Below are 12346 nucleotides of genomic sequence, written 5' to 3' on the forward strand. Positions count from 1 at the left end.
GAACATGGGAGATCCATGACGCAGGAACTCGCGTCCGCGGTCGTGCTCGTCACAGGGGTCATGGCGTCGGGGAAGTCCACGGTCGCCCAACTGCTCGCGGAGCGGCTGCCGCGCTCGGTCCATCTGCGGGGCGACAGCTTTCGGCGCATGATCGTGTCGGGCCGGGAGGAGTTCACTCCCGAGCCGACCGCCGAGGCCACCCGTCAACTCCGGCTGCGCTACCGGGCCTCCGCTCTCACCGCCGACCTGTACGCGGAAGCCGGGTGGACCGTTGTCGTCCAGGATGTCGTCCTGGGCGAGTATCTGACGGAGTATCTCGCCGCAGTGAGGACACGGCCCTTGTACCTGGTCGTACTGGCCCCGGCTCCGGACGCGGTCGCGGTCCGCGAAGCCGAACGTCACAAGAGCGGCTACGGCGGGCCCTGGACCGTGGGCCTGCTCGACCACTCGCTGCGGCACGAGACCCCACGACGTGGACTATGGCTGGATACGACGGACCACACCCCGGGGCAGACCGTGGACCTCATTCTCGCCGGCCTGGCCGAGGCCCGTATCAACGAGGCCCGCATCGACGAGGCCCGCATCGACGACTGAACGCGGCGCCGGGAAGCGGGCAGCGATCCGTGCGGCTCCGGCGGTGGCACGGGCGGTGGTGGTCAGGATGCCGAGGGCGGCGATCAGGGCGCCGCACCCGGCCAGGATCCACCAGGCGAGGTGGCTGGCCGAGGTGAACCCCTGGTGCAACGGACCGCGGGCGTGCGCGGTGACGATCGAGCCGAGGACGGCCACGCCGAGGCTGTTGCCGATCTGACGTGCCGTCGTGGTGATCGCGGCCGACACCCCGGCCTGGGCGGGTGGCATCCCGGCCACGGCCATGCTGGTGATCGGCGCATTGACCAGGCCGAACCCACAGCCGAAGAGCAGGTAGGCGACCAGCAGCAACGGCTGCGCGGTGCCCGGGCTGAGGCCGGTCAGCAACAGGGCGCCGGCAGCGACCAGCACGCCCGCGGCCACCAGCGGCGGACGTGGACCGTGTGTGGCGGTCAGCCGCCCGGAGACCGTCGAGGCGATCGCGGTACCGACGGCCATGGGCACCGTCAGCAGCCCGGCCTCAAGTGCGCTGTAACCACGCACATCCTGCAGGTACAGGGTATTGAGGAACAGGAAGCCGGACAGGGCCAGGAACGCGGTGATCGCGGTGATGAACGCACCGGTGAACGGTATGGAGCGGAAGAACACCGGGTCGACCAGGGGCTGGCCACGGCGTCGTTCGTAGAGCGGCAGGGCCACGGCCGCGATCGCGGCGAGCACCAGCAGGCCGACGATCAGAGCGCTGCCGTAACCCCGGTGGGAGCCTTCGATGATCGCGAAGATGAGCGAGGCCAGGACGGTGAGGACCAGCACCTGCCCGACCGGGTCCCGGCGACGCGCGGTCGCGGCCTTGGACTCGGATATCAGGACGGCGCTCAGCGCCAGAGCCAGCAGACCGACCGGGATGTTGATCCAGAACACCGCGCGCCAACCAGCCGACCCCACCAGCAGACCGCCGACCACCGGGCCCAGCGTCAGCGACACCCCGACCGTGGCACCCCATACCCCGATGGCACGGGCTCGTTGCCGGGCGTCGGGAAAGGTGCTGGTGATGATCGACAGGGCGACCGGGTTCAGCATGCTGGCGCCCAGGCCCTGCACCACACGGAAGGCGACCAGCCAGGACAGGCCGGGCGCCCGGGAGCAGAGCAGCGAGCCGACGGTGAACAGCGCCAACCCGGCCTGGAAGACCCGGCGCCGCCCGATCCGGTCCGCAGTGGATCCGGCCAGCATCATAAAACCGGCGATCGCCAGGGTATAGCCGTCAATGACCCACTGCAGGCCGCTGACCTGGGCATTCAGATCACGCTGGACAGCCGGCAGAGCGACGTTCACCGCAGTGGCGTCGATAACCGTGATGAGCAGGCTCAGGCAGCACACGGCCAGGACAAGCAGTCTGCGTCGGTGTGCGGGGTCCACGTCTGGCTCGGTGGCGATCATGCCGGCTCTCCTGGGTGAGTGGTCGCCCGGTTCGGATATGCGCTGTGGGACAAGGGATGCGGGATAAGGGATGCGGGCCGTGCGCCGTGCCTGCCGGAGCCACTGGGACGCCGTGGCTCCGGCTGGCACGGCTTCGTCGCTAGCGGCGCCCCTACTCCCCGCCCCCTCTCCTCCTACTCACCGTCGGGCTTGACCTCGTTGTCGACGAAGTCACCGATGGCCTCGAAGACCGATCCCGGCTGCTCGATGTGCGGGAAGTGCCCGGCCTCGGCTATGGACCGGAAGGTGGCGCGGGGGAAGGAGTCGGCGAGGGCCCGCTCGTACGCCAGCGGGACGATCCCGTCCTGCTCGCCGGCGAGCACCAGCACCGGGACGGCGATCCGGTGCAGGCGGCCCTGCAGCTTCGGGTCGTAGCTGACGGCCGCGTAGATCGCCTGGGTGCGCTGATTGGCGGCCATCCCGGCCTTCTGCTGCTCGCTCAGCGTGGCGGGGTTCAGGCGCAACTCCGGCTTGTGGAAGGCCAGTTCGCCGGTCCTGACCGGTCCGAGCTTCGCCGGATCGGCGATCTCCAGCGGGGCCTCGGGCTTCACGCCGGTCGCGGCCAGCAGGATCAGCGCGCTGATCCGGGCGCGGTTGTCACGCAGCCCCATCTCGGTGGCGATCCAGCCGCCGATCGAGCTGCCGAGGACCATGACCGCGTGCAGGTTGAGCTCGTCGATCAGATCCAGGTAGGCCACGGCCAGGTCGGCGATGGAGTCGGTCGACTCGGGCCGGGGTGTGCCGTCGAACCCGGGGTGGGTCGGGACGACCACGTACGCGTGCTGGGAGAGGGCCGCGGCGAAGCCGGCGACCGAGCGTGGTCCGGCGCCACCGTGCAGCACGAGTGCCCCGGTGCCGCCGCCGGCAGCGGGGTCCCCGTACTCGTCGACGGTGACGGACAGGCCGTTGCGGAGCGTGATCGTGCGGGTGGTGCTGGTGGGAGCGGAGGCAGTCATGGTGAGGAATCCCTTGCTGTGGAGAGCAGTACTTTCCTGGGCGCCAACCCCCTTCCTGGGGGCCGACTCTCATAAGAGTAGAACGCTCGCACTCCTTATGCAAGTGCACTCTCATGACGATGGCCCCCTCGCCGCCGTTCGCCAGCTGCGGGTGTCCGACCGGGACCGACTCCGGCGACAAGCCAGACTCTGCGCCGGGCCGTTCAGGGGTGGAGCGGCAGGATCACCGGGACGCCGAGCGTGGTGAGTCGGCCCGGACGGTCGGACAGGCCGTAGTCGAGCGTGGCGAGTGTCGAGGCCTGGACGATCAGGGTGATCACCGATCCGCGCGGCGCCGTAGCACCCGACGGGCCCTTGCAGGAGGTGCAGACGAATTCCGACGTGCCGACGATCTCGATCGCCCAGACCGGCTCACCGGCGTCGTCCGTCACCGTGTCCCCGGTCAGCACCTGGTCGGCTCGACCGCGCGTGGTGCGTACGGCGCGGGCCGACGCGGCCGTGCCACCCTCCGCACGCGCCGTCATGGCCGCCAGGTCGGCCAACCGAACGAGCTGCCGAGGGGCCGCAGCCGCCGCCACCCCATGGCCGCTCCCGACCGGCGCGGCGCATCCTGCCGCCAGCGCAGTCAGGCCGACCAGCACCGATACCGCCGAAGCCGCCACGCGCACCTGCGCCCCCCGTCACCACCCCGCCCCGGTCCGGCAGTTGGACGGATCCGGCGCTCGCTCGGTTCCGGGTTCCTGGCTCCGGGCCCAGCACCGGCTGGCGGCGCCCGCCCGAGCCCCGGCCCCGCTACACCGCCCCGGCTGCGACGGGATCGCCGCCGCCCGATCGCCTGCGGGCCCGGGAGGCCCGCAGGTTGTTGATGTTTCCGCAGGTCTTGGTGTCATGCCAGCTGCGCGACCGATTGGGCGAGGTGTCGTAGAAGCAGACCCCGCAGACCGGATGCGCGCAGGTCTTCAGGCGGGTCAAGGTGCCCGCCGTCTGCGCGAGCAAGGACTCCATCGTGACCAGGGCGGCCACGGCCCCGGCGCCGACACCCAGCGGCTGGTACTCGATCCGGCCGTCCGGCATGACCGACAGTCGGATGTCGGCGGCACGCTCGCGGGGGCCCGGGCCCGTGGACGGGGCGGGCCCCGCGTTGTCGGAACTCGCCCGCAGCCGTTCCCGGAGCGCCTCGCGGAACTCGCTCAGCCTGGCGAGGTCGGCCTCCTCGAGCTCCACCTCGGGCACCGCCGCCGCCCCGGTCGCGTCGGCCCAGCGCACCAGGGCCTCCCGCAACCAGGCGCGGGCCGTGCCGATGTCGGCCAGGTGGTCCGCATCGGGATCACCCGCCTTGGCACTGACCGCCGTGTTGACCAGATCCTGGGCGAGCCGCAGCCCGGCCGGCGCCGAGGCCAGCTGAAAACGTCCGGTCAGTCCAGCGTCCGGCTTGGCCATGGTGCCTCCTCGCAGACAGATGTCGAAACAAGTCTACAACACCAGCATCTGTCAAAAACCTCCACACAACAGCGAGCACTCCAAGGATTGACACAATCACAAGCTATAAGCTTATGTCGCAGGGAAGACCTCCACACAGTCAGGCGAATCCCATGACCTTTCTCATCACCGGTGCGACCGGTCGCACCAGCGCCGGGGTCGTCCGGCACCTTCGGGCCGCCGGCGCCGACGTCCGCGCTCTCGTCCGCGACCGCGAGAAGGCCGAGAAGGCCTTCGCGGACCTCGACGGCGTCGAGATCCTCGACGGCGCCTTTGACGACGGCGACCTGCTCGCCCGCGCCTTCGACGGCGTCGAGGCCGCGCTCCTGGCCGTGGGCAGCAGCCCCGACCAGATCCGCCTGGAGCAGGCGCTCATCGACGGCGCGGCGAAGGCGCGGCTTCCGCACCTGGTGAAGCTGTCGAGCATCGGCGCCGGCCCCGACTCCGCCCTGCTGGTCGGGCGGCTGCACGCCGAGATCGAGTCCCATCTCGCCGCCTCCGGACTCCCCCACACGCTGCTGCGCCCGGCGAGCTTCAGCAACAATCTGCTGATGGCCGCCGCGCCGGTGGCCGCCGCGCACAGCTGGGCCGGGGCCGCGCCCACCGGGCGGGTGTCCTACATCGACATCCGCGACCTCTCCGAGGCGACCGCCCTCGTCCTGCGCGATCCCGCCCTGCAGGGCGGGATCCATGACTGGACCGGCCCCGACGCCTATACCGCCCCGGAGGTCGCGGAACTGCTGAGCCGGATCCTGGGCCATGCCGTCAGCTATCGCGAGGTGTCCGCGCAGGAGCGCCGTTCGGCCCTGGCCGCCCTCGGCACCCCGGAGTGGTTCGTCGAACTCCGGGTCAGCCTGGAGACCGGCGCCGAGTCCGGTCAGATCGGCGCCGTCACCACCGCGCTGAGGGAACTGCTCGGCCGCGAGCCGCGGACGGTCGAGGAATTCCTCACCGAGAACGCCGCACTGTTCGGGGCCCGGTAGCCGACGGCCGCCCGCTCCGCCCGCCCCGGGCGGCCCCCGCCGCGGAATTCCCGGATATTCGGAATGCCCATGACAATTCCCTCGGGCTCCTCCGTGTTCCGCAACCAATTCCCCATCCCGGCAAGGGATTCCGGAACCTCTCCGCTATACCGATCAGCACCACGCCCCCCGTCGCAGACGTTACTATCTGACGGACCGCCGGGGCAGGCCCCTGCAGCCACACGGGAAGGCTGACGGAATGACGGGTTCGGTCGAGCGGATAGTCGTCGCATTCGAAGGCGACGGCGCCGGAGAGGGCCCATTGTCATGGGGCCAGAGCGAGAACTGGTCGACGATCCAGGCCATCGGGAACTGGTTCCCGCTCGGCGGGGTCAAACCCCTTCCGGCCGGCACCGGCATCCCCGACATCGCCGCCGAACTCCGCTACCTGATGGGCCGTTACCAACCCATGCGGACCCGGCTGCGGTTCGACGCCGACGGCCTGCCGCGCCAGGTGGTGAGCGGGTCCGGGGAGATCGCGCTGGAGGTCGTCGACGCCGGCGACAGCGACCCGGACCAGGTCGCCGAGACGCTCAGCGAGCGCTACCGCAGCGCCGAGATCGACTTCACCACCGAGTGGCCGGTGCGGATGGGCGTGGTCCGGCACAAGGGTGAACTCACACACCTGGTGGTGCTGATGAGCCATCTGGCGGTCGACGGCGCGGGCGCCCTGATCATGATGAGCGAGGTGGCGGCGGGAGTCACCACGCCCGTCCCCGAGTTGCAGCCGCTGGCGCAGGCGGCGTGGCAGAACTCCGCCTCCGGGCGGCGGCAGAACGACGCCGCGCTGCGCTACCACGAGGGCATCCTCCGCGACGCCGCTCCCCGCCGCTACCGGGAGCAGCCGCCGGTCCCCGGCCAGGCCCGTTACTGGCAGGGGGAGTTCGACTCCCCCGCGATGCTGCCCGCGGTCCAGGCCATCGCCGAGCGCACCGGTCTCGGCTCGTCCACGGTCCTGCTGGCGCTGTTCGCCAAGTCGCTGAGCGCGGTGACCGGCATCCACCCGGTGCTGCTCCGGCCGATCGTCGGCAACCGCTTCCGACCCGGCCTGTCCGGTGTGGTCTGCACCCTGGCCCAGGCCGGTCTCTGTGTGCTGGACGCGTCCGCGGAGTCCTTCGACGAGACCGTGCAGCAGGCGCAGCGCTCGCTGATGAGCGCCTACAAGCACGGCTACTACGACCCGGCCTCGATGGAGCAGCTGAAGCAGCGGGTGGCCCGTGAACGCGGGACCGCCGTCGAGACGGCCTGCTTCTTCAACGACCGCCGCGGCGCCGCCATGCAGACGCAGGTACGCCCCGACCCCTCGACGACCGCTCCCGAGGACGGCGAAGGACCGCGCCCCGGCACCTTCCGCTGGGTGCTCAGCCAGGACAGCCCGTCCCTGGAGTCCTTGTTCCTGCAGGTCGACGACGTGCCCGACGCGGTGCACATGACCTTTGTGATGGACAGTCACTGCCTGTCCCTGGCCGACGGCGAGGCGCTGGTGCGCGGCATGGAAACGGCCGCCCTGGCAGAGGCGGCCGACAGCACTTCCAGGATCGGGACCGGGGTGGGCGCGGTCAGCGACCGCTGACCGGGAGGCGGGAGAACCAGTCGATCGTCAGCGCCAGGCCCTTGTCGAAGTCCACCACCGGCTGCCATCCCAGCACGGAGCGGGCCAGTCCGATGTCGGGCCGGCGCAGGCTGGGGTCGTCGCCGGGCCGCTCGACGAAGACGATCGGCGACTCCGACCGGCACAGGTCGCGGACGTGCCGGGCCAGGTCGAGCACGCTCAGCTCGACCGGGTTGCCGAGGTTGATCGGCCCCTGCTGCCCGCTGACCGCCGCGGCCAGGATCCCGCTGACGGTGTCGTCGACGTAGCAGATGGACCTGGTCTGGGCGCCGTCCCCGGCCACCGTCAGCGGCTCGCCGGCCAGCGCCTGGGTGATGAAGGTCGGCACCGCCCGGCCGTCCTTGGGCCGCATCCGCGGACCGTAGGTGTTGAACAGCCGCACGATCACCGTGTCCACGCCCTTGGTGCTGCGGTAGGCCGTGGTCAGCGCCTCGGCGTAGCGCTTGGCCTCGTCGTACTGGCTGCGCGGGCCGACCGGGTTCACATTGCCCCAGTAGGACTCCACCTGCGGGTGCACCAGCGGGTCGCCGTAGACCTCGGAGGTGGAGGCGAGCAGGAAGCGGGCGCCCTTCCGGTGCGCCAGCTCCAGGGCGTTCTGGGTGCCGTGGGCACCGGCCCGTAGCGTCTCCAGCGGGTGCCTGGCGTAGTCGTGCGGGGAGGCCGGGGAGGCCAGGTGCAGCACCAGGTCGACCGGTCCCGGCACGTCGAACGCGTCGGAGACGTCCCTGCGGTCGAGGGTGAAGCCGGGGTCGTCGCGCCGCCCGTCGATGTTGTCGAGCGAGCCGGTCAGCAGGTTGTCGACGCAGACGACCTCGGCCCCTTCCTCCCGTAGCCGGTCGCACAGGTGCGATCCGACAAAACCGGCGCCCCCGGTGACCACCGCGCGGCGCACTCTCCCGCCCTCGTCCATGTCCGTCCCCTTCGTCGTCGTACCGGGTCCCATGCCGTGCGCCATCTGGTCAGGACTCCCGCAGTGAGCGGCCGGTCTTGGTCAGGAACACGTCGTCGAGGGTCGGGCGGTGCAGTTCGATGGTGGCCAGCTCGATCCCGGCGTCGGACAGCGCCCGCATGATCTGCGGCATCGCGGTCTCGCCGAGGTCCACCGACAGGCGCAGCGCGCCGTCCTCGCGCACCTCGCTCGACCGCACGCACTTCTGCTCGGCCAGCACCTCGGCCGCCTTCTCCGCGACCTCGGCGTCGGCGACGCCCACGGTGACCACCTCGCCGTCGATGGACCGCTTGAGCGCGTCCGGGGTGCCCTCGGCCACGATGGCGCCGCCGTCGATGATGGCGATGCGGTCGCAGAGCGCGTCGGCCTCGTCCAGGTAGTGCGTGGTCAGGAAGACGGTCATGCCGTCGGCGCGCAGCCGGCGGATCTCGTCCCACATGTGCGAGCGGCTCTGCGGGTCGAGGCCCGAGGTGGGCTCGTCCAGGAAGAGCACCTTGGGCTGGTGGATGACGCCGAGCGCGATGTCCACCCGGCGGCGCTGGCCGCCGGAGTAGGTACGGCAGTTGCGGTCGGCGTACTCGGTCAGGTCGAAGGCGTCCAGGGCGGCGACCGCCCGGCTCTGCGCCTCGGCCTTGCCGATGCCGTGCATCCGCGCCTGCAGCACCAGTTCCTCACGGGCCGTCACATCGTCCCAGGTGCCTCCGCCCTGGGCGATGTAGCCGATGTTGCGGCGGACCGCCGCCTGCTCGGTGCGCAGGTCGGCGCCGGCGATGACGGCACTGCCGCCGTCGGGCGGCAGCAGGGTGGCGAGCATCCGCAGGGTGGTGGTCTTGCCGGCGCCGTTCGGGCCGAGGAACCCGAAGATCTCGCCCTCGGCCACGGTCAGGTCGAGGCCCGTCACCGCGTCGACGGTGGCGGTCTTCCGACGGCGCCCGGTCTGGAAGGACTTCCGCAGTCCGCTGGTCTCGATCATCGATATGTCCTTGTCGCGTGGTGGAGTCGGCGGTCGGCCGTCGGAGGTCAGCGGACCGAGCGGGCGAACAGGCGGGACGACCAGGCCAGCGCCAGCAGCGCGACGCCAGCCATCAGCGCCAGGCTCTCCCAGACCGCGGCGTCGCCGGGGTGCCCGGCGAACAGCGAGCGCATGCCGACGACCGCCCAGCTGAAGGGGTTCCAGTCGGAGGCCCGGCGCAGCCAGAGCGGTGCCAGCGCCAGCGGCAGCAGCGTGCCGGAGAGCAGCATCAGCGGCTGCGCCAGGTTGTTGACCACCTGGCCGAGCACATTGGGGTTGCTGACCTTGAGCGCGATCCCGTAGGAGATCGCCGAGCTGCTCAGGGTGATCAGCGCCAGCAGGGCGTAGGCCAGCAGCAGGTCGGGGATCCGTACGAACAGGCCGAGCGGCATCGCCAGGATGATGATGATGGCCGCCTGGATCACCAGGGTGACCACGTCCCGCAGCGACCGGCCGAGCAGCAGGGCCACCCGACTGATCGGGGTCACCCGGGCCCGTTCGATGACACCCGAGCTCAGTTCGGCGAGCAGCCCGAAGCCGACGTAGAGGCCGCCGCCGAGGGCCAGCGCGACCAGCATGCCGGGCACGTAGATCCGGTAGGCGTCGGTCATCGAGCCCGCGCCCATCGAGGAGAGCGCGGGCTTGAGCAGCGGTGCGAACAGGGCCAGGTAGACGACGGGCTGGGACACGCCCAGGATGATCGAGAGCGGTGACCTGACCATCAGCAGCATGTGCCGTTGGAACACCAGCCAGATGTCGCGGAACGTCTTCACGTGTGTGCGCTTCCCATTCTTCTAGACGAGTACGGTCTCGGTGAGCACGGCTTCGAGCTGCCGGGCCGCGGCCGGTGCGCCGCCGGCGGCGGCGAAGGACTCGCGCACCCGCTGCGCCGCGGCGCGGTAGGACGGGTCGTCGAGCACGGCCAGCAGGTCCTCGCGCAGCGGTTTCGGCCGCACGCTGGCGAACCGGACCCGGCGGCCCGCGCCGGCCGCCGCCACCTGGGCGGCGTTGATCGGCTGGTCCCCCTTGATCGGCGCGACCACCAGCGGCACACCGTGGGCCAGCGCCTCGCAGACGGTGTTCAGACCGCCGTGGCTGACCACCGCGTCCAGACGGGGCATCAGTTCCAGCACCGGCACCCGGGGGCGGACCAGCACGTGGTCGGGCGGGTCGGGGACGGTCCCGTCCGGGGCCACCACGATCGCCTGGACGCTGTCGCCGAGCGGGCGCAGCGCCTCGACCACCCGGCCGTGGAACTCCTGGGCCAGGTCCATCGACAGGGTTCCCACGGTGACCAGCAGCTGCCTGCGGGCGGGGTCGAGCCACTCCCAGGGGAAGCCCGGGTCCGGCGGCCTCGGGGCCAGCGCGGGGCCGACCAGCACGGCGTTGTCGGGCCAGTCCAGCGGGCCGGTCAGGGCCAGGCCGGTGAAGGCGATCAGCCGGTGCGGCGAGAAGCGCAGGTCGTGCGGCGGCTCGCCGGGGAGTCCGGCGGCGGTCCACATCAGCGCCATCCGCTCGTGGATCCACGCCTCGACCTTGGGCAGCGCGCGGTAGGGCCGGGTCAGTTCCATCGTGGTCGGCGCCATGCTCACCCAGCGCAGTCCGGCCCGGTGCGCCGCCAGCGCGCCGGCGACCGCGTGCTGGTCCACCACCAGGACGTCGGGGCGGAAGTCGGCCACCGCGCGTTCGATGCCGGGCAGCGTGGTCCTGGCGTGCGGGACGATGTAGCCGTCCCAGCGCGACTTGGCCGCGGCCATCCCCCGGTCGGCCTGGCCGCGGTGGGCCCGCAGCGGGATCGGGGCGATGGCGGCGTCGGGGCCCAGCACCGGGCGCAGGAAGGACTCGGACCCTGCCCACAGCACCTGGTGGCCGCGCTCGACCAGCACCTTGGCCACCGCGGCCATCGGGTTCACATGGCCGGTCAGCGGCAGGGCGACGAAGAGGTAGCGCCCCATCAGCCACCGACCGCGGGCGGCCCGGCCTCGGCCCGCCGGGCGGCGACGTACTCGGCGACGTCGGCCACGGTCAGGTCGATGATCTGGTCGATGTCCAGTCCGGCGACATGGTCGACCAGGTCGATCCGGTCCCCGTAGTGCCGGCGCAGCGCCAGGCTCCATGCGGCCAGTTCATGGCTCTCCACCAGCAGGTCCCCGTCGATCCGGGTGTCCGGGCCGACCGCGTCCAGCCAGGCGGCGTCCTCGCCGACGATGTCCTGCAGCAGTGCGGCGACCGGCCGGACCAGCCCGGCCCCGGCCGTGCCGGTGCTCATGGCGTCCGACCGGGCCGCGAATCCTGCGGCGGCTGCGGCTTGGTGGCCCGCAGCGCGCCGTAGGTGATGACGCCGGTGTCGAAGCCCTTCTTCATCAGCGGTCCGGCGTGGAAGAACCCCAGCACGTCCACGCCGCGTTCGCGGGCCAGGTTCCGCATCACCGAGCGGCCCTGCTCGTACTGCTGGATCTGCGCGAAGCCGGGGTCCCAGGAGTTGGCGACGGCCTTGCTCCAGTCCACGACGGCGACGTCGGTGAAGCCGGCCGCGCGGGCCAGCTGCTCGTGCTCCTCCAGCGAGGAGAAGTCGGGCATCACCTGGTGCTGCAGGATCTGCCGGACCAACTCCTGCTCGTCCTCGGTCAGTTCGCCGTCCCGGACGGACCAGGTGGCGACCGCGAGGGTGCCGCCGGGGCGCAGCAGCCGCAGCGCCTCGGCGAAGAAGGCGGCCCGGTCCGGGAGGTGCATCAGGCTCTCCAGCGCCCAGACCACGTCGAACGCCTGGTCCGGGTAGCCGTTGGCGAGCCCGTCGCGCTGGTGGAAGCGGGCCCGGTCGGCGACCCCGTTGGCCTCGGCCTTCTCATTGGCCCGGGCCGCCTGCTGCGCGCTCAGGGTGACCCCCTCGACGGTGCAGCCCAGCGCTCCGGCCAGGTGCAGCGCCGGTCCGCCGATGCCGCAGCCCAGGTCGAACACCGCCGCCCCGGCCGGGACGCCGGCGAAGTCGACCAGTTCGCGGACCAGTCGGTCGGTGGCGGCGTGCCGGTCGGCCCCGTTGAGGCCGGGGACCTCTCCCGGATCCCAGAAACCGTGGTGGACGTGCTCGCCCCACAGGTCCTCGTACAGGTCGAGGGTGATGTCGTAGTAGCGCTCCACGGCCGTGTTCAGGCCGGAGTCAATCCCTGGTTCCACTGATGGCCAATCCTCGAAAAGTTGGCATGAACGCGTAGATAAAAGCCGAAGGAAAGAATACCGAGTGGTCTA

Annotated in this window: 13 protein-coding genes; 3 read left to right on the top strand and 10 right to left on the bottom strand. The window is 71.4% G+C overall.

Annotation, left to right across the window (positions count from 1 at the left end; genetic code table 11):
- The first annotated feature begins 15 nt into the window (after window positions 1–15).
- Entirely contained in the window at window positions 16–594 is a 579-nt protein-coding gene (locus tag ACEZDG_RS30195) for an AAA family ATPase (RefSeq protein WP_380515570.1), read from the top strand.
- Here the strand turns inward: ACEZDG_RS30195 and ACEZDG_RS30200 are convergent.
- The 4 genes from ACEZDG_RS30200 to ACEZDG_RS30215 all read right to left on the bottom strand — a co-directional run bounded on the left by ACEZDG_RS30200 (window position 478) and on the right by ACEZDG_RS30215 (window position 4466).
- Window positions 478–2031 carry an MFS transporter gene (locus tag ACEZDG_RS30200; RefSeq protein WP_380515573.1) on the bottom strand — a complete coding sequence of 518 codons (1554 nt, stop codon included), beginning with the start codon at window positions 2029–2031 and terminating at the stop codon, window positions 478–480. The two genes, ACEZDG_RS30195 and ACEZDG_RS30200, sit on opposite strands and share 117 nt — an antisense overlap.
- Before the next feature lie 173 nt (window positions 2032–2204).
- The gene (locus ACEZDG_RS30205; RefSeq protein WP_380515576.1) at window positions 2205–3026 is read right to left on the bottom strand and encodes an alpha/beta fold hydrolase; all 822 of its coding nucleotides are present in this window, start codon (window positions 3024–3026) and stop codon (window positions 2205–2207) included.
- Between the two features lie 203 nt (window positions 3027–3229).
- On the bottom strand, window positions 3230–3550 hold the full coding sequence (locus ACEZDG_RS30210) for a hypothetical protein (protein WP_380515579.1): 321 nt from the start codon (window positions 3548–3550) through the stop codon (window positions 3230–3232).
- A 268-nt stretch (window positions 3551–3818) separates the two neighbouring features.
- The gene (locus tag ACEZDG_RS30215) at window positions 3819–4466 is read right to left on the bottom strand and encodes a CGNR zinc finger domain-containing protein (protein ID WP_380515582.1); all 648 of its coding nucleotides are present in this window, start codon (window positions 4464–4466) and stop codon (window positions 3819–3821) included.
- Between the two features lie 152 nt (window positions 4467–4618).
- On the opposite strand from ACEZDG_RS30215, the gene ACEZDG_RS30220 reads away from it, so the two are divergent.
- Both ACEZDG_RS30220 and ACEZDG_RS30225 read left to right on the top strand, forming a co-directional pair.
- A complete protein-coding gene (locus ACEZDG_RS30220; RefSeq protein ID WP_380515585.1) occupies window positions 4619–5488 on the top strand; it encodes an NmrA family NAD(P)-binding protein in 870 nt (289 codons plus the stop codon).
- A 301-nt stretch (window positions 5489–5789) separates the two neighbouring features.
- Entirely contained in the window at window positions 5790–7100 is a 1311-nt protein-coding gene (locus ACEZDG_RS30225; protein WP_380515588.1) for a condensation domain-containing protein, read from the top strand.
- Here the strand turns inward: ACEZDG_RS30225 and ACEZDG_RS30230 are convergent.
- Genes ACEZDG_RS30230 through ACEZDG_RS30255 form a run of 6 tightly spaced genes read right to left on the bottom strand, consistent with a single transcriptional unit; the run spans window position 7087 to window position 12274 of the window.
- Window positions 7087–8049 (bottom strand): NAD-dependent epimerase/dehydratase family protein, encoded by a 963-nt coding sequence (locus ACEZDG_RS30230; protein ID WP_380515591.1) that lies wholly within the window; start codon window positions 8047–8049, stop codon window positions 7087–7089. The two genes, ACEZDG_RS30225 and ACEZDG_RS30230, sit on opposite strands and share 14 nt — an antisense overlap.
- A 49-nt stretch (window positions 8050–8098) precedes the next feature.
- Entirely contained in the window at window positions 8099–9061 is a 963-nt protein-coding gene (locus tag ACEZDG_RS30235; protein ID WP_380515594.1) for an ATP-binding cassette domain-containing protein, read from the bottom strand.
- Between the two features lie 47 nt (window positions 9062–9108).
- The gene (locus tag ACEZDG_RS30240) at window positions 9109–9873 is read right to left on the bottom strand and encodes an ABC transporter permease (protein ID WP_380515597.1); all 765 of its coding nucleotides are present in this window, start codon (window positions 9871–9873) and stop codon (window positions 9109–9111) included.
- A gap of 21 nt (window positions 9874–9894) precedes the next feature.
- Complete coding sequence (locus ACEZDG_RS30245) at window positions 9895–11055, bottom strand: glycosyltransferase (protein ID WP_380515600.1); 1161 nt, start codon at window positions 11053–11055, stop codon at window positions 9895–9897.
- The gene (locus tag ACEZDG_RS30250; RefSeq protein WP_380515602.1) at window positions 11055–11369 is read right to left on the bottom strand and encodes a hypothetical protein; all 315 of its coding nucleotides are present in this window, start codon (window positions 11367–11369) and stop codon (window positions 11055–11057) included. Before ACEZDG_RS30250 ends, ACEZDG_RS30245 begins: the two co-directional genes overlap by 1 nt.
- The gene (locus ACEZDG_RS30255) at window positions 11366–12274 is read right to left on the bottom strand and encodes a methyltransferase domain-containing protein (RefSeq protein ID WP_380515605.1); all 909 of its coding nucleotides are present in this window, start codon (window positions 12272–12274) and stop codon (window positions 11366–11368) included. The genes ACEZDG_RS30250 and ACEZDG_RS30255 overlap by 4 nt, the downstream gene beginning before the upstream one ends.
- Window positions 12275–12346 lie beyond the last annotated feature (72 nt).

This window comes from Streptacidiphilus alkalitolerans (assembly GCF_042511045.1).
GTDB classification, from domain to species: domain Bacteria; phylum Actinomycetota; class Actinomycetes; order Streptomycetales; family Streptomycetaceae; genus Streptacidiphilus; species Streptacidiphilus alkalitolerans.